The organism is Bartonella sp. AA78NXGY, assembly GCF_042197005.1.
Lineage (GTDB): Bacteria > Pseudomonadota > Alphaproteobacteria > Rhizobiales > Rhizobiaceae > Bartonella.
Window position 1 is genome coordinate 1 of sequence record NZ_JBHIRI010000018.1, and the last position, 19,970, is coordinate 19,970.

The 19,970-nt window shown below is 38.4% G+C and carries 14 protein-coding genes, 1 tRNA gene and 2 pseudogenes; 14 read left to right on the forward strand and 3 right to left on the reverse strand.

Translation table 11 applies throughout. The annotated features are described in order from the left end of the window. The first annotated feature begins 1,070 nt into the window (after positions 1-1,070). The 4 genes from ACFINL_RS08425 (at position 1,071) to ACFINL_RS08440 (ending at position 7,041) form a co-directional block, all read left to right on the forward strand. Positions 1,071-2,267 carry a multidrug effflux MFS transporter gene (locus ACFINL_RS08425; protein ID WP_375621720.1) on the forward strand — a complete coding sequence of 399 codons (1,197 nt, stop codon included), beginning with the start codon at positions 1,071-1,073 and terminating at the stop codon, positions 2,265-2,267. A 260-nt stretch (positions 2,268-2,527) separates the two neighbouring features. Next, positions 2,528-3,259: an alpha/beta fold hydrolase gene (locus ACFINL_RS08430; RefSeq protein WP_375612471.1), complete on the forward strand. Its 732-nt coding sequence runs from the start codon at positions 2,528-2,530 to the stop codon at positions 3,257-3,259. Next, complete coding sequence (locus ACFINL_RS08435) at positions 3,256-5,430, forward strand: isocitrate/isopropylmalate family dehydrogenase (protein ID WP_375651378.1); 2,175 nt, start codon at positions 3,256-3,258, stop codon at positions 5,428-5,430. Before ACFINL_RS08430 ends, ACFINL_RS08435 begins: the two co-directional genes overlap by 4 nt. A gap of 846 nt (positions 5,431-6,276) precedes the next feature. After that, positions 6,277-7,041 carry an N-acetylmuramoyl-L-alanine amidase gene (locus ACFINL_RS08440; protein WP_375612480.1) on the forward strand — a complete coding sequence of 255 codons (765 nt, stop codon included), beginning with the start codon at positions 6,277-6,279 and terminating at the stop codon, positions 7,039-7,041. Positions 7,042-8,278: 1,237 nt separating this feature from the next. Here ACFINL_RS08440 and ACFINL_RS08445 read toward each other — a convergent pair. Continuing rightward, a complete protein-coding gene (locus ACFINL_RS08445; RefSeq protein ID WP_375612473.1) occupies positions 8,279-9,475 on the reverse strand; it encodes a porin in 1,197 nt (398 codons plus the stop codon). Positions 9,476-9,791: 316 nt separating this feature from the next. On the opposite strand from ACFINL_RS08445, the gene ACFINL_RS08450 reads away from it, so the two are divergent. Beyond that, positions 9,792-9,882, forward strand: a tRNA-Ser gene (locus ACFINL_RS08450). 601 nt (positions 9,883-10,483) lie between these two features. Here ACFINL_RS08450 and ACFINL_RS08455 read toward each other — a convergent pair. Together ACFINL_RS08455 and ACFINL_RS08460 are read right to left on the reverse strand one after the other, a co-directional pair. Then, positions 10,484-11,704: pseudogene (locus ACFINL_RS08455) on the reverse strand (MFS transporter). After that, the gene (locus tag ACFINL_RS08460) at positions 11,701-12,174 is read right to left on the reverse strand and encodes a hypothetical protein (RefSeq protein WP_375612474.1); all 474 of its coding nucleotides are present in this window, start codon (positions 12,172-12,174) and stop codon (positions 11,701-11,703) included. The pseudogene ACFINL_RS08455 and the gene ACFINL_RS08460 overlap by 4 nt, the downstream one beginning before the upstream one ends. 782 nt (positions 12,175-12,956) lie before the next feature. Between ACFINL_RS08460 and ACFINL_RS08465 the strand changes: the two are divergent. From ACFINL_RS08465 to ACFINL_RS08505, 9 genes and pseudogenes are all read left to right on the forward strand, one after another. Further along, positions 12,957-13,204: pseudogene (locus ACFINL_RS08465) on the forward strand (baseplate assembly protein); the annotation flags it as partial. Positions 13,205-13,463: 259 nt separating this feature from the next. Then, entirely contained in the window at positions 13,464-14,204 is a 741-nt protein-coding gene (locus tag ACFINL_RS08470; RefSeq protein ID WP_375612475.1) for a YbfB/YjiJ family MFS transporter, read from the forward strand. Positions 14,205-14,250: 46 nt separating this feature from the next. Continuing rightward, positions 14,251-14,643, forward strand: coding sequence for a YbfB/YjiJ family MFS transporter (locus ACFINL_RS08475; RefSeq protein WP_375612481.1), 393 nt, complete (start codon positions 14,251-14,253; stop codon positions 14,641-14,643). 157 nt (positions 14,644-14,800) lie between these two features. After that, positions 14,801-16,606, forward strand: a complete 1,806-nt coding sequence (locus ACFINL_RS08480; RefSeq protein ID WP_375651379.1) for an FAD/NAD(P)-binding protein — start codon at positions 14,801-14,803, stop codon at positions 16,604-16,606. A 96-nt stretch (positions 16,607-16,702) separates the two neighbouring features. After that, on the forward strand, positions 16,703-16,852 hold the full coding sequence (locus ACFINL_RS08485; protein WP_375624179.1) for a hypothetical protein: 150 nt from the start codon (positions 16,703-16,705) through the stop codon (positions 16,850-16,852). Then, a complete protein-coding gene (locus ACFINL_RS08490; protein WP_375651380.1) occupies positions 16,845-17,936 on the forward strand; it encodes a hypothetical protein in 1,092 nt (363 codons plus the stop codon). The genes ACFINL_RS08485 and ACFINL_RS08490 overlap by 8 nt, the downstream gene beginning before the upstream one ends. Before the next feature lie 14 nt (positions 17,937-17,950). Further along, positions 17,951-18,160, forward strand: a complete 210-nt coding sequence (locus ACFINL_RS08495) for a 2-hydroxymuconate tautomerase family protein (protein WP_375607418.1) — start codon at positions 17,951-17,953, stop codon at positions 18,158-18,160. A 146-nt stretch (positions 18,161-18,306) separates the two neighbouring features. After that, on the forward strand, positions 18,307-19,446 hold the full coding sequence (locus ACFINL_RS08500; RefSeq protein ID WP_375651381.1) for a phage tail sheath family protein: 1,140 nt from the start codon (positions 18,307-18,309) through the stop codon (positions 19,444-19,446). A gap of 3 nt (positions 19,447-19,449) precedes the next feature. After that, entirely contained in the window at positions 19,450-19,968 is a 519-nt protein-coding gene (locus ACFINL_RS08505) for a phage major tail tube protein (RefSeq protein ID WP_375635060.1), read from the forward strand. The last annotated feature ends 2 nt before the right edge of the window (positions 19,969-19,970 follow it).

Sequence of the window (19,970 nt, forward strand, 5' to 3'; positions counted from 1 at the left end):
CAAATGGTGTGTTTTCAGGAATGCGAGTTTCCATGTTTTATCTCCTTGAATATGCTGGAGATACAATGCCTTTTTGCTAATTATGTTCCAAAAGTGAATAGATATGCGCCAAAAAGGAATAGGAAAATACTTTAAACAAATGTTTGTTATGAGAAGTAAAATGTGGCTATACAATCCAAAAGACCTCACTTATGTCTGAAAAAAAGCGGGCTATCCGTATACTATTATCATATTATCATCGAATTTCTCATGAGAGAGAATAATTTAAAAAAACTGGATACTATCGTTTATTGGTTTCTAGCTTATAAAGTAGGGGGTATATCTGCTTATTTTTATAAAAGTGTTACTGTTTTTATGGGAAGAATATTTATAAAATGAGATTAGAAGGCGCATTTGAAGATAAAAATAAATATCAGTAATGTTCAATTCATGGTGTTATAAAAGATCATGGATTAAGTTAAATAAAAAGCTTATTGAATTGTTATGACATCATATTTGTTAATATGTTACACGATAATTTTTTGATATTTATCTTAGATGAAGAGTTTTATGAAATGAGTAAGATATATTTGGTTGTGAGTTGGTTTGCAGAGAAAGCATTATATTTTATGGTATAGGGGATAGATCAAGATTTTTTACACAATTATTTGTGTTGATAGGGGCTTCAAGCTATTGTTGTGTTATGCGCCGTCTTTATACCATAGTGATTTTGGGGTAGAGACGTTAGAGATTATTTTTCTGCTTTGCGTTTTGTCGATCAACTTTGATGGATATTGTATAGAAAGTGGGACTGTTGCCGTGGAGAGAGAGATTATGCTTTTACTTATAATATCAATGAAAAAAGCAGCGGAAGATTACGGCAAAGTATTTGTACAGGAGAGCTTAGTTAGGGAATAACTTTTTAGCTCGTGAAGTTTGTAAAATAAAATGCTTTCTATAAGAAAAATAATATTTTTATAAAGTAAAATAATAACACTTTTAATAATTATTATTTGCATATATAAGCATAAAATATAATTATATTTAATTAAATACTATTTAATAACTACCTAAAAAGTGTGATTTTCTTTATGACTCATAAATATAACTTGCTATTCATTATACTTATCGTATGTTTATCGACGGGAGGGCTGATTTCTACCGATATTTTTTTACCGGCACTGGGCGATATGCGTCAATATTATCAAGTGACACAATCTCAAATTCAAAGTGCAGTGGCGGTTTTTTTGTTGGCATTGGCACTTGGACAGCTCATTTATGGGCCGCTGAGTGATAATTTTGGGCGTAAAAAAACACTTCTATTAGGCTTATTCTTGTGGTTATTTACGACACTTGGTGTGATTTATACGGTTCATATTCACGCTTTTCTTGTGTTACGTTTTTTGCAAGGTCTTGGTGCTTGTGCGGGACTTGTCTTAAGTCGTGCAATTATCAATGATTTGTTGGATAAAAAAGCGGCTGGAAAACTTTATTTGATTGTTTTCCCTTTTATTGGAATGTCACCAGCGCTTGCACCTTTCATTGGTGGACTTTTGATACAGGCTTTTCATTGGCAGGCAACTTTTATCTTTTTAAGCTTTTTTATATTTTTGACCATTTTGCTATGTTGTTTTGTGCTAAGCGAAACTCTACCCCCTCAAAAACGGCAGCATTTTTCTCCGGTAGGATTGATGAAGGCATATTTAGGTGTTTTCAGAAATAAACAATTTATTTTTTATGCACTTATTCCGTGTTTTTCTTACGCTGCCTATTTTGCTTATATTGTGGAGTCGCCTTTTTTACTCACGACTTTGGGGTTATCGCCGATACACATTAGTTATAGCTATATTGGTGTCTCGTTTCCCTATATTTTGGGAAATCTTTTGGCGCGATGGTTTTTTGAACGCGAGTCTATGGAAAAAACTGTGGGGAGAGGGTACATTATTTTTGTGATAGGTGGTGTGCTGTTTGCTTTGCAAATGTATCTAAGCCCATGGCCCCTTGTGACAAGTTTTATGGCTATTGCTGTTCTTACTTTTGGAAATGGTTTTTTATTGCCGTTAGGAACAGCGTTGGCTATTTCATCGCATCCGAAAGCTGCGGGAGCGGCTTCTGGTGTTATGGGATCTTTGCAATTAGGAAGTGCGGCACTCAGTGCAGCGGTTATCGGAAAAATCTCTGGTCATAGCCCACGGGCTATGGCAACTTTGTTAGCTGTGTGTTGTATGATTGGTTTTATCATTTATATTCAAAAAGCGCGTCATTTTATGACTTCAGAAATAAGCTGAGTAAATGATAAAAAGAAAGCATTATGCGGAAATGCTTTTGATGTTTTACACAAATGGGGCACCTGTACATTAGATGAATTTTTTTATTAAGTTGCTGGATTGAGTGGGTTTAAAATTTGTTACAAGCTTAGTTTGAGTTTAACAAATCGATTATTATGGGGGGAGAATATGAGCCTAGAGTTTCAACATATTTTCATTATATTGGGTGGGAAAATTTCTGGCTCTAATGCATGTTTAAAAATAAGGGGAGGAATTGATCAATGAGCCTTCCTATTATTATTCTTTCTCCTGTAATGCCAATTTGGGATGGTGGTGTTTTTTGTTCTCCATTGACAAAGCTATGTTCAACAAAAGGATTCCCTGTCACTCTGCTGGATACGCTTTCTCTTTTTCCTAAGAGTTCTCATGTTCTCAATTATTCTGCTGTAGACACTTTATCTTTTATGGCAGAAAAACTTAAAAGCTATTTTAAAGAGCCCGCAGTGCTTGTGGGATTTTCTATGGCTGGAACATTGGTACAAATATTGGCAGCCCAGCTTCCCAATGTTCAAGCTGTGCTTGCTGTGAATGCGCCTGGCTATCCAGATAAGGTTTTGCAACGGCGCCTTGGAGATATTCTTGCCTCCTTAGAAAATAATGATTTATCGGGGGCTTTGGAAATACTCAATGGTTTTATGCATCCTTCTGGCGTTATGAAAAAAAGAGCCTTATTGGAGATTCCTGATGAACAAAAAAGCGTGGCAATTGAACGCATGACAAGAGGCTTTAAACTCTTATTGATGATGGATGCTAGAGATGAGTTAGTTAAGTATAAGGGGAAGTTTTTAGCTTTAGTGGGAGAAAAGTCGCAACTTGCAACGGTAAATAATCAGACGAAAAGTCATAATCTGAACCATGAATATAAGATTATCTCTGGTGCTGGTACGCGTTTGTGGGAGGATAATCCTACTATGACGGATGCAGTCATTGATGAGTGGATGGAGGGACTATGAAAAAGAAAGTTCTTGTATTACCTGGTGATGGGATAGGACCAGAGGTTTGTGATGCTGCGCTGATGGTTTTAGAGCAATTCCAATTGCCGATTGAATTAACTTATGGTGATATTGGTGTTGAATGTTGGAAACGGGAAGGAGATCCTATCCCTCAAGCGACTTGGCAAAAAATTACTCAGAGTGATGCTATTTTACTTGGTGCTGTGACCCGTAAAGGAAAAGAGGCGGCTTTAAAAGAACTTGCTCCGCATTTAAAAGAGAAAAACCTTGCCTATGTTTCTCCCGCACTTCAACTTCGCCAAAAGTTAGGTTTGTTTGCGAATATACGTCCTGTAAGATACATCTTTGGTCCGAGAAAACCTTTTCATTTTTGTGTTATCAGAGAAAATAGTGAAGGCCTTTATGCTGGATTGGATTTTCGGGGTATTTCTCCTGAAACAGCCGTTTGGCTAAAACATCCAAATTTGACAAAATATGGGCTTGAGGAAGCAGCGTGGACAGTCCGTTTGCAGACACGCTTTGGTTTAGAGCGGTTATTTGAATACGCTTTTTCTTATGCAAGGAAATATAGCTTTAGGCGAGTTACTTTTGCTGATAAGCCCAATGTTATGCGAGAAAGTGGACAGTTTGCTCAGGAAATTTTTGAGAAGATTGCGCAAAACTATCCGGAAATTGAAGCAGATATTCAGAATGTTGATGCGGTTGCTTTGTGGATTGCAACCAAGCCAGAGCAGTTTGGTGTGATTGTTGCTGAAAATATGTTTGGCAATATTCTCTCTACTCTTGGCTCTGGTATAATGGGGGGATTGGGGCTTGCATCTCATGTGAATGTGGGGAGCGAGATTGCTTGTTTTGAACCTGTTCATGGAAGCGCACCACGTATTGCTGGACAAAATAAAGCCAATCCTTCTGCGATGCTTTATACCACGGCTTTACTCTTAGAGCACTTAGGCTTTAAAGATGCAGCAAAACAACTGTCTGAGAGTGTTGATCAGGTTATTCGTGCTGGAAAAACCGTTACCTATGATCTTGGAGGTATAGCCTCTACCCGTCAAATGGCTGAAGCTGTTCGCAATTCTCTTATGAATTCTGTCTTTGTTCATCGTGCTGCCATTATTACTATTGGTGATGAACTCCTTTCAGGACAATATTTGAATACAAACTTACAAGATTTAAGCCAAAGCTTGAACAAGAGAAATATTCAAGTCACACGTCATTTTGTTTGTGCTGATCAATTACAGCAAATCAGTGAGACTGTTGTTTCTTGTCTTGGACAAGAAGATCTTATCATTATCAGTGGGGGATTGGGACCAACATCAGATGATAAAACACGCGATGGAGTTGCTCAAGCTGTAAAGCAGCCTTTGGTACATCATGAAGATGTTTGGCAAACAATAAAAGGTCAATTACAACGATTAGGGATTACGGCGGATAAGAGTAATGCACGTCAAGCATTGTTTCCTGAGACAGCAACTGTGCTTGATAATCCTACAGGCACAGCACCAGGGTTTTATCTCTCTTGCGATGGAAGTACACTTGTTGTTTTGCCTGGTCCACCATCACAGGCTCTTGCGCTTTTAGAGAATTATTTAGAACACAACGAGAAGAAATATTTTTCTGTATCGCGTGCGGAGTATGCATGGACTTTGATTGGAATTGATGAAAGTACTATTGCGCAGTGGGTTGATGATCATCTTGAAAATGAACCCTTTGAACGGCATTTTTTATGGAAAAGCCCCTATGTTTTGGTGCAACTGGTTGCTCAATCAGAAGCGCTCTTGGAACAACATTTCGTGGAAGCATTTGAAAATCATTTTCACCCCTATTTAGTTGGGGCAGAAGTTACTACTGCTTGTAAACAATTAGCGATGCATGCAGAGGTTCATTGGTCTGCCAATGATCCGCTGCTTTTAAAATATTTTCAGCCCATAGAAAAAGGTAAACAAGATATTCCACTGCTTGAGGTTGAAGTGAGCCTAGAGCCTTCTTTGGAGACATTAGAAAATCAAGCAGAAAGCCTTGGACATGCTACCATAACTATACGGATGAAAGGTTATGGTGAGGATTATATTACTTTTCCCTATACGCGACCACTTTTAGGTGTCGTCTTACAAGAATATGCAGCCTGGGCTGTCTTAAAAAGATATTTGAAAATGGAGAAGAAAAAATGAACCTCTATGGGGATGTAAAATATTGCCTAAATTATTGAACGTTCTATTATAAGAAGTACTTTGATCCTTTTCTTCAGTGGTTTTTGTCTATAGGGTAATTTTTCTTTTGATGTGTCATTAAATGACTTTGATTGATTCAAGATTAAGAAAAACTTTACGATATTAGGCTCGCTATATCCAATATTTATAATGATTAATTATGATTATAAATCAAGATGTTATCTTTCATGGAGCCTATGACAAGGAATCCAGAGACGTCATGTACCGCAAGCGTTGTAGATAATTGAGATTCTTCTGAAAATCAAAAAGCGATGGTGTGAAAAGACAAGAAGTCGTGTCATTTACAGGAAAGCTTTGCAAATTTTATTGAACAATATGTCCGTGAAGAGTTTATTGCGAACATGTGCCGTTCTGTTATCTGATAATAAATTGCTGTAAAGAGCTCATAAAATTTTTCCTTTAAGTTTTTGTGTGATTGCATGATCGTTGGGTGTTCACTTCCGAGGGGCGATATTTTTCAATTTGATAACAGGAAGAACTATTTTTTTTGTAAGATGTGAAGATTTAAGGAGTGATCATTTTACGCTTTTGTTTTCTTTTTGATTGGTAATTTGTAGGAATTTTTTTGGGGAAAATATTTAATGTGGTTAAAAACATTTTATGCGTGTGTGGGAGAAAAATAAAAATGTGGTCTTAATTGTTGATAAGAATGTCAATATTTTTGATGAACAAATTTTAGTCGTAATTCTTAGTATCTAGATGGGAAGTTTATTGCATTTTTTAACAGTTCGTATTCTATCTGTTGTGATGCGCAGTGGTTTTTTAAGCAAAAAAGAAAGGGATTTTATGTATCAGATTGATTACAACAGTTATCGTTCTGTCAAGAGTTTTAGTCGTCGCGTTCATTTTCTCGTTATGCATTATACGGCTATTGATTTTAAAGCCTCGATTATGGCGCTTACAGGAGAAAAGGTTAGTGCACACTATCTTGTTCCTGATCCTTCAGAGCAGACATATCGTGAGGCAGGCTTTAAGGATATGCGTATTTTTAATCTGGTTGATGAAAATGAGCGTGCATGGCATGCGGGTGTGAGTTCATGGGCTGGGCATAGTCATCTCAATGATGCATCTATCGGGATTGAAATCGTTAATTTAGCGACTTATCATGATGGGACGGGTATGTTTCCTCCTTATAATCCAATACAAATTGATGCTGTTAAGGAACTTGCCTTGAATATTTTTCAACGGTATCCCGATATTATGCCAACAGATGTGGTGGGACATAGTGATATTGCCATTGGAAGAAAAAGTGATCCAGGAGCAGCTTTTCCATGGAGAGAACTTTATAGCGCAGGTATAGGAGCATGGTATGATGATGAACTAAAAAGTCATTATCAGGAGCAATTCTCTAAGAATTTGCCACCCAAAGAAGATGTTTTGGCGAAGCTAAAATGTTATGGATATGACATTTCTGCTGCGTGTACCCAAACAGGATACAAAGATTTGATCCGAGCATTTCAACTTCATTTTCGTCAAGAAAATTATGATGGGATTCTAGATGTTGAAACAGCAGCAATTCTTTATGCATTGGTTGATAAGTATTTTCCGTGAATTCAATGTGTTTTAATTGAAAATATGGCTTATGATTACGTGTAAGCCTTTTTATTATCAGGAAAGGCTGCTTTTTGCCAATTGGCTTTATGTAAAAAGGGCATTAATCGTGTAAAAAATCCCCTGTAGGGTATAAGGCGTTTTATGGAAACATAACTCTGAAAGCTCTATGATTTGCAGAGATTAAATTTTATTGTTTCTTTGTCTTATATTTTTCTTCCTTTAAAAACGCATAAAGCCAAGATGTTGTGTATATGATGACATGTTCCTTACGCAGGGTAAAACGCTTCAAATAAAATGGATTTGTATTGTATATTTCCATGCTTGTTTTAAAGAAATGTCTTTTAGTGTGTATCACAACACATATTTTATAGCGACGTTCATAGAGAATATAATCTAAAATCCTCTATGAAGTGTATCCTCATTTTTATGCTTAATAAAAGTGCCTAGCATTATCGTACACTTTGTCAGATCTCAATGTTACGACAACCCTTGGAACTTAAAACGATACATAAAAGGGTTTTCTTTACTCGTTTTTATTCACACGGCTCTCTCCGCTTGTCGTGTACAAGTGAAAGGTTTTGGTTGATTGAAACATGCAAAATTATAAATCAAAGTGATGCAGATTCAAGAAAAATAGGGGCATTTACAGATTGCTATTGATAGGGGGGCTATTCTTTAGAAGGGGAAGAGGTCAATTCATTTTTTTGAAGATATATCTCTTTTCTCTTTTATTGCTTTAGGGGATGTTTGCATCGTTTTGACAGCATGTTTCTTAATGATTAAGTTTTTTAATGAAGCAGTGTTATAAAACGTTGTGTTTTAGAGTGTTGATAGAAGACACATTCAGGCATATCAAAAACACAATGATATCTTGTTTTTTCAATATTTTATCTGTTCAGTGTAGAATTTATTTGAGAAGATCATGACCTAAATTAACAAAGGTTAGAAGTAAATTACCAAGAAAGACCAATTTGCTCATAAAGCAAAGGGGTTATTCATGCTTTAAAGGGCAAGGAAGAGATTGTGTTTGAAGTGATGTGTAAAAGCCCGTGTGAGGTGCTCTTATCAAACATATCAGGTTAATCTTCTAAGAGTAGTTTTATGAAACTAAGTCGGTTTTTTTTCGAGAGACAAGACAATACGTATCAGGAAAAGATATTCATGATATTTGATTTCAAAAATAAAAACTGGCAAACCATGTTGCCAGTTTTTAAAAGCTGTAGCTTAAATAGGATTAGAATGAACGCTGTAAACGGATCATACCTTGAAAAGCACTTTTCTTGTTGAATAAATGTTTTTCATCATTATTTTTATCCGTCACAACGCGATCATCGTTCCAAGAAACATAGGTTAATTCAGGTGTAATCACAAATCCTGGAACCAGCGTGTATGTAATATTTACAGAAGTTGCAAAGGTTTTTACAGCACTATAAGAAACTTGAGCATTCAAATTTGCTTTTGGAGTAAGCTTGTAAGTGGCACCCGCCCAAGCAGCCCATTTACCACCCCAGTTTGCATAAATTGTTGTGCTTTTTCGTGATAACTCATCATTTGCATTTACTGTGTAGTAATCAAGTCCATTTTTATAGCCAGCCATTACCCATAGATTGAAACGATCGTTGACATTGAAATCTGCACGTACTTTTCCAGCCCACTTTTTGTAGTAAGCATCATATGCTGCAACTGCTGAAAAACCACCCCATTTTTGCATGAACTTTATACCCAAAACCACATTCGGGGTGTAATTTTTAATTGCTTTACTTGGAAGAGTACCCTCAGTGATAGAAACAAGCTTATCATCTTTATCAATGTAGTATCCTGTTATTCCTGGAAGAGAATCTGCATTATTGCCTAATTCAGCGCCGATAATAGCAGAAAAGCCGGAGTCACCACTAAAGGTGTAGGAAATAAAATTGGTGCGTGTTGTGCCGGCAGGCGCTATGCTGTCATCATTGAGAACATTTCCATAATCACCAGTCCAGCTGTTGAAAATTGTGTCATCAAGACCTACGCGAAAACCACCCAGTTCAATGTAAGCCGCGGCAAGCTTTGCAGCAGCGTTGTCTCTACCATCACCCCAGTTTGAATAAATTCTTGCATATGAACGAAGTGTTCCCATTTCTGTTTCAGAAGCTGCTTGAAAAACAAGGGTGAGCCGTGATGCTGCGCCATAGGTTTTTCTTTTGTTTCTTAGTTCAGTTTCGGTTGTTGCATCGATATTATCACCGCCTATAAAATCAGTACGAACATTTCCTGATAAACGCATGCAGGTTTCTGTTCCAGGGATATAAAAATATCCTTTTCCATAGGCATCACAAACGCGAATATATTCTACAGGTTCGGGTTCGGCGATAACTGTTGAAGCAGCATGTGCTCCAGAAATTGCTAAAAAAGCTGCTGTAGAGCTTAAAAAGAGGGATTTAATATTCATATGGGATCTCCGAGGTCCGGTTAAATTTCTTCTAAAGAGTACCATTTGCCTAACGCATTAAGGACAAAGACATAAGTAAATACGCAGCACTTGTTATCTTAGCTATAACTAATCTTTTTAGAGTTTCAAATATGAAATTACCTTTTTGTAATATATACATGTACTATTCGAGATGCTGTGGTAAAAAAGACACAATTTTTGTTTTATTAACTTTTGCTCCTTATGGGATCAATAAAGGAAAAAAAATTCAGATATTTGGGAAAAAAAATCGAAAATGTCTTGAACTTTCTGTTGATACCATTTATGCCTCTCTGTTGGAGAGGTGGCCGAGTGGTCGAAGGCGCTCCCCTGCTAAGGGAGTAGGGCTCAAAAGGCTCTCGAGAGTTCGAATCTCTTCCTCTCCGCCATCTATTGTTATAAAAGCAGTTGACTGTGTATCGGAATTCTGTTTATCCCGTTGGGATTATGCCTCTCATATAAAAAGCATGTTCTAAACACAAATATACTTGTGTTGCCGATTTATGCGCTTGTTTTAAAGAGATATCTTTGCAATGTGTGTAAGCCCATTTTGCGACGCTGCCTCGTAAATGGTATAAAACACAAAAGTTTCTGTGAGACATATAAAGCCTTATAAAGCCACATCATTTGTATACTTATGAAGATGCAAAGAGGCATATTATATATCTGCTTATATATCTGCCTTCCTGTTGTTATAGATTTTGACTATGAGAGTTCATAAAAGGCATTTTTCCTTTCTAAATCGTTTTTATTTATACGGCTTTCTTTGCTTATGATGTGCAAGCAAATGATTTTGATTGTTTCAACCATAAAGCAGATTTGAAAAGAAAGAATCTTACAATATTCGCGTTTGGTATATTATCATTATAAATCAACGTGTTGCTTTATATTGGCATTGTATATTGAAAGTTGGATGTGGCAATGCTCTCAAAAAAGTTATAGATTTCTTGTAGAAGAAAACATTGTGGGTGAAATGTTATGGTTTTCCTCTCATAGAGACTTTTGAAAGTGTTTCATCCATCTCATGACAACCAAACCACACATGAAAAAAGTAATGGTCGGTAATATTAGGTAGTAAGATGGAGAAACTTTTGCAGGAAGAAAAGAAATAATACTCAATACTGTAATTGAAAATATTCTTCCGCTAAAAGAGACAGCACCAACAACACCGGAAATATGCTGCGTTTGTTTTTGGTTAAGTTCTGAGAAAAATAAGCTTTTTGCACCGATCGGTACAGTGCAAATAAATCCATGGATTAAAGAGAAGGCGATGACTGATGCAGCCGTTTGATGGCTATGAACTGAAAAATAGAGCGCTATGCACATCAGTGCAGAAAAGAAGGAAAAATATTTTATAGAATTCTTATATTTTTTATCAAGAACATGATACTTAGACATCAGTAAATTTGAAAAATATTGTGCTGAAAAGGCTCCAATATGGCAGCACATCAAGACGAGCATTTGCGAACCGTTGAGGTGATGAATTTTTCCCCCTGAAAGTATTATCGGTTGCCAGAAATGATAAATAATCTGAATACCAGCGCTAAAAAGGCACATGAGGAAAATAAACCATGCTCCTCCTACTGTGTTTTGAAATATCCAGAGCGTTTCCTTGGCATTGTGCAAGATTGTTTTTGTTTTGGACGTTTCAGTTGTCGTTTTCTTTTCTTCAGGAACAATAAGGAAGATCAAAAAAATAAATCCCACCATGAGGCATGAGATGATATATCCCATAAAATATCGTCCAGAGTAATAGATCGTTCCAATTCCTACAATCCCACTGAGAATACTTCCAAAAGAGTTAACCTAGTGGTAGAGATGAGCATAATGCGAAAAGTGATCCTGTTTATCGCCTAGAGAATGGTAAATCCATCCGTCAATGGCGCTGACAATGATGCAAATGCCTGCTGCATAGAGAATTTGCGCAATAATAAGTGCTGTCATATTGGGAGCTTGAAGGCATAGAAGATAAAATACTCCTGTCATAAAGACCCCAGCCATAACGGAATATTTACGCCGATATCTGTCAGATAAAACAGCGCAGGGAAAATCAAGCAGCAGAATGGTGGTGGAAAAGACAACCTGAAGCAGAGCTAATTGCGCCAGACTCACTCCCATGGACATTAAAAAAATCGCATGGTAAACGCCGATCAGCATGCGGACAGCATTATAGGAGCCATAGGTGAGAGCAAGGGTGCGTGCTCTGTTCATTGTGTTGTTCCATAGATTGTACAATAAGAATTTTCATTGAAAAGAATATTTTTCTGTGAAAAGGTAGCGGTTTCATATCCCCATTCAGGGATTAGTGGAAAGAAGGCTTCCATAACCATCCCAAAATTTAAAAGGTCCCTTAGTCCATATGGGACTTCAAAGCGTATTAATGAGAGCAAATGATGCAATTGTAAAGTGATTATGAGAAGCAACATAAGCCTCATAAATGAGATTGTCATCTTTGGAGGGGAGTTGCTTGTGGGGCTGTTGCTTCCGTAGTAATCATTTTGTCTAGATCTGTAAAATGACCCTAGGACGGCAAGATCATTGACATAATTAGGACTTATAGAAGTGTGTTTATTTTTTATACACCATTTACTGATCCATTCTCTTTGCTGATCAGCTGAAATAGCACAAATGATCCATAAATCGGTTTTTGGTAATTTTTTGATATCTTTTTTTATAGTCATCAACATTTGTAATCCCCCCCTTTCTTTCTGACTGTTTCTCCGTATCACTTTACGTCTAAAAAAGTTTTTTTCAGAATTCATCTTTACTTTATTTATTAAAAAGATTGTCTCGCAAGGTGCTTTTTAATCACGTCATTACGATTAAGAATTAAATTTCTGATATAAGAGGAAGGGTGCATGATACATTGTGACTAAATACATAAATCCCTCCGTATCCTGAAATGACGATTTCCTTTTGCAAAACAGTATCTTGAATGGAAGCTCGATAACCATTACTTTGATCATGGAAATGATACCCTAAAAGAGTGCTTATGAGTGCTTGAAGATATTCTTTAGATATTACAGAAAGAACAAGAAAATAGTTTAAAAAAATCAAACTTGGGATGAAAGCTTTCATCTTATGATGGATGATGGTGAATTTTAAACTTCATCTACTGTTTTTTTGAGCTACTGTGCTGTAAGAAAGATCAAACTCCCCCAATTCATGTCTCTAATTTAGATCATTGATCATAAAACATTATATACTGTCTTTTCAAATTATAACTTTGCTCATTGCTTGTCTTCACTGATTAAATCAACATTTCTCTAAAAATGCCGCTTGAGAAAAATGCATCCTATCAGTTTAATATTCTATGATCTTTTAATTAATTTAAAGAAGATAACATAAAATATACGATAAAAAATGAATAAATTTCAATTTTTATAAAAAAACAAACTTTTTACTGCTGCTGATAAAAAACAAAGCTATATTAAAAGTAGCCTTTATACCCTTCAATACTATTGATTTTTGGTTGTTACCGGATGAAGGTTCCTTTGTTTTGGAAAGAGCAGAGCAGAATTTAAGAGCAGAATGGGCGCGTGCGCAAAAGCTTGTCCTTGATCTCTCTTTAAGTTGGATACTAAGCCGCTTGATGGTTGAGGGTGTTCACCATGTGAACATAACGCAACCTTGTGAGGGTATTTTAGTCATACCTGATGAAGCAGAGCTTTAGGGGATATTGTCTTGTTTGAACGGGGGCGTGCTTATTGATTTCCTCGTTGTTATTGCTGCTTAATTTCAGCCATTATTTTCTGAAAAAGAAGCTTTGTAGGGAGAAGATCATACATGGAGCAGAGTGTAAAACGAAGAAATGCATATAACTGATCCAGTAATGTTGACAATAATCGCTCAATATGTTCCTCTGGTTGTTCAAACAAATGGCTAGATTGGCTTTTATTCTCTGAGATAAGTGTTACTCTCGATGAGATAGAATGCGGATGAGCGAATTATTAGTTAAGGGATTAGAGTAATGGGGGGGAAAAATAATCGTCAAGATTTGAGTTATTTCAAAGTCGCTGTATTCGGTATGATTATTATGATTTTGGGGATGGGGATCGGGCGATTTTTCTATACGCCGGTATTTCCAGTTATGTTGGATGAAGGATTGTTTACCTTTAAGCAACTTTCTTATATAGCTAGCGCTAATTATGGCGGTTATTTAATTGGGAGTATGTTTTTTTCGTTTTGCAGAGTTGGGAATATATCCCGTGCTCCCTACATGCTATTTGGTGCAGCTATAGTGACGAGTGCACTTATTTTTGCCATGGCGTTGACACCAAACTTTTACTTGGTCTTCTTTATCCGCTTTGCTGCCGGTATCGCGAGTGCGGCAATGATGATTTTTGGTTCTATGACGGTTATGCAGCATAGTCACAAGGTGTGGGTTATTGCTTCGCTCTATGCGGGTGTGGGAGTTGGTATTCTACTGGGTAATGAGTATGTTATTATTGGTTTGAGTAAATCACTGAACGCGCAAAGTATTTGGTTTGGAGCTGGTTTAATATCTGTTATATTGTTGCTCGTGTTATTTATTTTATTTCCACGTCGTGTTGATGCATCTCAATTTGCTATTAACGAGTCATTGGCACACGAAAATATCGTTTGGTGGGAACTCGCTCTGATTTATGGGCTCGCTGGGTTTGGTTATATTATTGTCGCGACATATCTTCCTCTGATGGCGAAAACATTTAATTTCCCACTGACTTGCTAACCACTTATGGTCGTTTGTCGGAATAGCCATTGTTCCTAGTTGTTTCATTTGGTTATGGGGAGCCCATCGGTGGGGGGTATTACGTTGTTTGATGCTCAATTTGCTTATCCAAGGAGGATGCGTATTACTGACATTATTCAGCCAGTCTCTTGTACTGATCGTTCTCAGTTGTATAGGGTTTGGATTTACTTTTATGGGGACGACTTCTTTAGTTATGCCGTTAGCTAAGCGTTTATATGCGCCGTATGGTATAAATCTGCTAGGCTTGGCTACCTTAACTTACGGTTTTGGCCAAATATTAGGACCTCTCTTGACGAGTTTTTTACAGTCTGGTTCATATGCCATTGCGCTTTCCGTTATCTGTGGTGCTGTAGCGCTTTTTGCCGCTGCTGGAATCTGTCAATATTGTCTTTGTAAAAAGGTTGTTGGCGTTTCATAAATCCGCAATCTTCACTAAAAAGTCGAGAGAATTTATTCCATTCTTTTTGAAATATTTTGTGAAAGTCAAATTATTTTAATAGGAGAGATTACAGAATGCTTCACTCTACAGTCGCTATTTTGGGCGTTGGTCCTCGTGGGTCAGTATTCTCGAACGCTTGCTCACGCTTTATTCCCATTATCCATTTTCTGGGAACATTGATATTTTATTGATTGATTCCAATGAGATGGGGACCGGTACCCATAGTGTGCATCAACCGGATCATTTATTGGTTAACACTGTCGCTTGCCAGATTACTTTATTTGGTGATGATACAGTTAAGGGTGTCGGGCCTATTCGTAAAGGACCGAATTTCTATCAATGGGCTATTCAACAAGGTTATCGTAATATTAACGGTGTTTTTTCTCGTACAGAGCATGATGTTGGGAGAGAAATCAAAGAAAATGATTATTTATCACGTCGTTTGTTAGGGGAATACCTGTCTTGGGCTTACCAAGAGCTCACGCAAGATTTACCTTCCGGTATTCGTATTAAGGAGATCCGACAAAAGGTTATTAATCTCCATATCCACCAAGATAATAAAACGGATGTTCTTTTGGAAGATGGCTGTCGTTATAGTGTAGATTTTGTTTATATGACCACGGGTTATGGTAAGAATATATATTCATCGCATGATGAAAGCCTGCAACAGTTTGTCGCTGCTCACCAAATGAAAAATGCGCTTTTGAACTATTATTCGAATCCTTATCCAATTGAAAAGTTGGACTCTATACAATCTCAGTCTCGTGTGCTGCTGCAGGGAATTGGATTAACTAGCTATGATGTCTTGTCGCAATTGACTTACGGTCGCGGTGGGACTTTTACTGAAAATGCTGGACAATTGCGCTACATGCCAAGCGGCACAGAACCGAAGATAGCTTTATTCTCCCGTCAAACATTGCCTTTTAGTAGTCGCGGGATTAATCAAAAGGGTGGTAGTGGGCAATACATACCATCATTCCTTACTCTCGATGCAATACATCATCTGCGTAAGCAATCCAGCATTGCTAACGGTTCTCCGAAGCTGGATTTCGAAACGCAGCTTTTACCTCTGTTGCTTAAAGAAATGTGTTATGTCTATCGAAGTACGCAGCTGGGGCACTGGCTAGACCCTGAAACCTATGTTGTTACTTCCAAAGACGAGCAGTGTATTCAAGCGTTGCTGTATCCTCATCGAAATAAAATATTCGCCTCTCTGAATGATTATACAAGATTCTTCATGGAGCATTTGAAGGACGATCTTCATTCTTCCGCTGAAGGTAATGTTGATGGCCCAGTGAAAGCTGCTACAGATGTGCTACGAGATGTCCGTGATATCTTACGTTCAGCAATTGATTTTTGCGGGTTAACGTCTTCATCTCACAAGTACTTTATTGAATATTTTAATCCAAACTTCAACCGTATTTCTGTCGGTCCACCAATGCAGCGAAACCAAGAGTTGAAGGCTCTGATGGAGGCTGGTATCGTGACTTTGGCTGGTGGACCTTCACCTAAACTTGTTCTCAATGCTAGTACCAGCCGTTTCGAAATTCAGTCTGTTTTCCAAGATGAAAACAGTTCAGTTGATGGAGATGTGCTGATCAAGGCCAAGATTGATAGTTTTTCTCCGTTGCGTGATGAGTCCCCTTTTATCCAGAATTTGGCTGGTCAGGGCATCATTCGACCATTTATCAACCAAGGATATCATCCTAGTGGTATTGATATTGACCGTCGGCAGCATCCTATAGACACTAAAGGGCAAATACAAAATACATTATGGGTGGTCGGTAATCCAGTAGAGGGGCCCAATTTTTATACATATATTTTGCCTAGGCCTTTAGTTAATTCTCGTGCACTGCGGGATGCAGGGCGCTGTGTCACTGACATGTACGAGCAGCTTCTTAATCGCTACTCAGTCAAAGATTCAACAATTAATGTACATTGATGATGTAAAAAGCTTCCTGATACGCATGTCCTCCGTATCCGTTATAATGGCGATGCTGATGCTATTCATTTTTCTTATGTCTATCTCAATAAGAACTTGGTTTCTTATTCCATTGGCTGGAGTGACTGTTTTCGGTTATTTGCTTTTGACGATACCATACTGGTGGTTGAAGGGGAATGCACGCAGTGGTGTGTTCATCCTGTTGGCTTGTGCTTTAGTGCTGATATGGCGTTGGCACTTGCCTGATGTTCGTACTGTGCTTGTGCGTTTTACTGATGTCTTTTGGCTATTACTCGCCATGGGATTGTTGCGCCATGTGATGAATACATGGCGTATTTCAGAATTTCTCTCTGAACGGTTGATGCGCTATGGAAAGGGTTCGCTTACCCTGTCCATCGCGATACTGACTGCGTTTTTAGCTTGGCCGATGAGTTTGGGGGTTATCCCCCTAATGATTGATGCCTTGAAAAAAAGTGTTTTTCCCTCTCGCCATTTGGCCGCTATTGTGATGCGAATGATGAGCATCACGATGGTACTAATGCCGACCAGCATCGGTGCAGCAACAGTTTTCGCTGCTATGCCTAGAACACCAATATTCACATCCGCTGCTTTGGGGATACCACTTTTTCTATTCAGTCTGTTGTTGTTGTGCCTTTCTCCTGTTATACCGCTAGCTAACCCGATTATTTGCGATGAGAGAAGAGCGAATAAAGAAGGAGAGAGAGTAAGAATTTGGATTTTTTTGATATTTTTCTGGCTAATATTTATCGTTGCGTTGACAGTTATTAGGTTGAATGCACTAGAAAGCATTGCATTGACGGCGAGCATTCTATACCTCATTGAGCGTGGGAGTTCACGCAGTATTGATTTTTTGACTCCTTTGGTGGCAGTGATACGCAGTATATCCAGTGAAATTATGTTGTTGCTAGGTTGTAGTCTGCTAATATCTACTTGTGATTTGCTTATTCCTTTGTTGCCGGTGACGTTTAGTCACTCATTGGCATCACTCTCTGTTTGGCAGCGTTATGCCTGTATTCTCTTTGTATTGCCAATTTTCAGTGTAGTAGGAATTCACCCTATGGTGCTATTTAGTTTGGCATTTCCCTTACTAGGGTCATCGATGGCTTATGGGGTTACGGATTATTTGGTTTGGATTTGCTTCTTTATTGCCGCTCAACTCCTTTCTCCTGTATCAATAAATGCTATTTTTGCTTCCAGTAGCCTGCATATTTCACCGGTGGATACGAGCTTTAAAATGCATAATTATTATGTATTAATATTTAATCTTTTTGCGTTCATTTATTTGAGCTTTTTTATTCAATATTTGTAAATTGTGGAGATCTTATGCCTTACATAAATATTAAAATTACTAATGAAGGGGTTACCTCTGAACAGAAACGGCAACTAATAGAAGGGGCAACTCAATTATTAGTTAATATTCTGAATAAAAATCCGAAAACGACTGTTGTCGTGATTGATGAAGTGGAGACAGACAATTGGGGTATTGGTGGTGTCCCCATTACAGAATTAAGAAAAGCTCAAAATAAAGAATAACTCTGTGTATTTGACAATAATTTAAGGTCAATAGGGTTAATCAATGTAAAAAATCCCGTCCTTTAGCAACATTTGATTAGACCGCCCTTGGGGCGGTTGTTACAGCCCCTGATGCTGATGCACAAACTTATCCCCTTAATGAGCCTGTGTTGGTCTTCACCCATGAGACAGAAAAAATCCAAAAGCTTGAAACAAGAGGCACAGCTCTTGATGTTATTAATGCTGTGTGCGCACAGGGGATTGAGGCACAAATTATTCTTGTGCGGGTGGAAGAAAAGTCAACCATTGCTGAGACACAAACCGAAATGGTGGGATCCAATACTCACTTGACCGGTGTGCATGCCTTAGCGCATGCGCGGGGGCATTTGGGGGTGGAGCCTGGGATTTTACTGGCACCGGCTTATAGTGCAGGGCGGATTGACAATGGCAAAAACCCCGTGGCGGATGCCTTGGAACAGGTTGCAGAAAAGTTGCAAGCCATTGCCGTGTTTGATACGGGGGGTAAAAATGCGGAAGAAAGCCTTGCCTATCGTGCAGATTTTTCCTCACGCTTTTGTTATTTGATTGACCCCTTTGTACGGGTGGCAAATCGTGAGGGGGGTGTTAGTGTTAAACCGGCAAGTCCTTTTGCAGCAGCCATGTTTATCAAACGGGACAAGCAAAGGAGCGGTGTTTTTTGGTCTCCTTCCAACCAAGATGTGCATGGCATTTTAGGGACAGCACGCCCCATTAGCTATTTTGATGGCGAAATTGATCATGAGGCAAATCGCCTTAACCAAGCCGATATTGCGACCTTTATTCCAGCACGACTTAGTCAAAATGCGCATGGGCAAATGGCTGCCAATGGGCGCATTTTATGGGGAAATCATACCACCTCCAGTGATCCACTTTGGCGCTTTGTCAATGTGGTGCGCACCCGTGCAGCCTTGGAAAAAACCATCATTAACAATTTGCGCCCTTGGGCGAATGATGAAAACCTTACTGGCCAACATGTTATTGCCATTACCCGCAGCCTTACACAGTTTCTTGATGATATGATTGCGCGTGGTGCATTGCTTGGTGGGCGGGTTTGGTTTGACCGCGATTTAAATTCCAACAGCACTTTACAATTGGGAAAATTGCGGGTGGAATTTGATGCAGAAGAAGTGCCACCTTTAGAAGATTTGAGTTTCGGCAGCCGGCGCAATAGCGCTTATTTTGACCGTTTGGCTGAAGATATCCAAAAGAAAATGACTTATCAATTTGGCGATACGCTTGAAACTTATCGCAAAGCAGCAAGGAGTTAAAGCATGACTTTACGCATTGTACGCGGTTTTACCTTGATTGTTGATGATGATGTGAATCTTCACCTTGATCTTGAAACCCTCAAATTACCCACGTTGGAAGAAATTACAGAAACCTATCAACCGGGCGGCTCTGATATGCAAATTGATGTGAGCGGTCTTGGTGTGAAAGCTTTGAGTTTACAAATGAAAATCCGCAGCCATACCCCTGAGGTCATCGGTATTTTTGGTGGTCCTCCTGGTCTTCGTCATAAATTCACTGGCAAAAAACATGTGATCTCTGAAGAAGATGGGCGTGAGCATGAACATTCCATTGATGTGACAGGGCGGTTGGTCAAAGTCGATAGCGAAGGCTTAACAGCTGGGAAAGCGACAGGCTATGATTGCGAGATCAAAAATATTTGGGACTATACGGAATTTTGGGATGGTTCTGTTTTGCACCGCTTTTCCTTTAAACGGGGCGGCTGGCTTGTCCGCAATGGGCAAGAGATCGGTTCTCGCCGCCGCTCTATTCTCAACTTATAAGC

Excerpts from the sequence above, each read along its gene's own strand:
- ACFINL_RS08425 (WP_375621720.1), top strand. The coding sequence starts at position 1,071 with ATGACTCATAAATATAACTTGCTATTCATTATACTTATCGTATGTTTA.
- ACFINL_RS08430 (WP_375612471.1), top strand. The coding sequence starts at position 2,528 with ATGAGCCTTCCTATTATTATTCTTTCTCCTGTAATGCCAATTTGGGAT.
- ACFINL_RS08435 (WP_375651378.1), top strand. The coding sequence starts at position 3,256 with ATGAAAAAGAAAGTTCTTGTATTACCTGGTGATGGGATAGGACCAGAG.
- ACFINL_RS08440 (WP_375612480.1), top strand. The coding sequence starts at position 6,277 with ATGTATCAGATTGATTACAACAGTTATCGTTCTGTCAAGAGTTTTAGT.
- ACFINL_RS08445 (WP_375612473.1), bottom strand. The coding sequence starts at position 9,475 with ATGAATATTAAATCCCTCTTTTTAAGCTCTACAGCAGCTTTTTTAGCA.
- ACFINL_RS08460 (WP_375612474.1), bottom strand. The coding sequence starts at position 12,174 with ATGACTATAAAAAAAGATATCAAAAAATTACCAAAAACCGATTTATGG.
- ACFINL_RS08470 (WP_375612475.1), top strand. The coding sequence starts at position 13,464 with ATGGGGGGGAAAAATAATCGTCAAGATTTGAGTTATTTCAAAGTCGCT.
- ACFINL_RS08495 (WP_375607418.1), top strand. The coding sequence starts at position 17,951 with ATGCCTTACATAAATATTAAAATTACTAATGAAGGGGTTACCTCTGAA.
- ACFINL_RS08505 (WP_375635060.1), top strand. The coding sequence starts at position 19,450 with ATGACTTTACGCATTGTACGCGGTTTTACCTTGATTGTTGATGATGAT.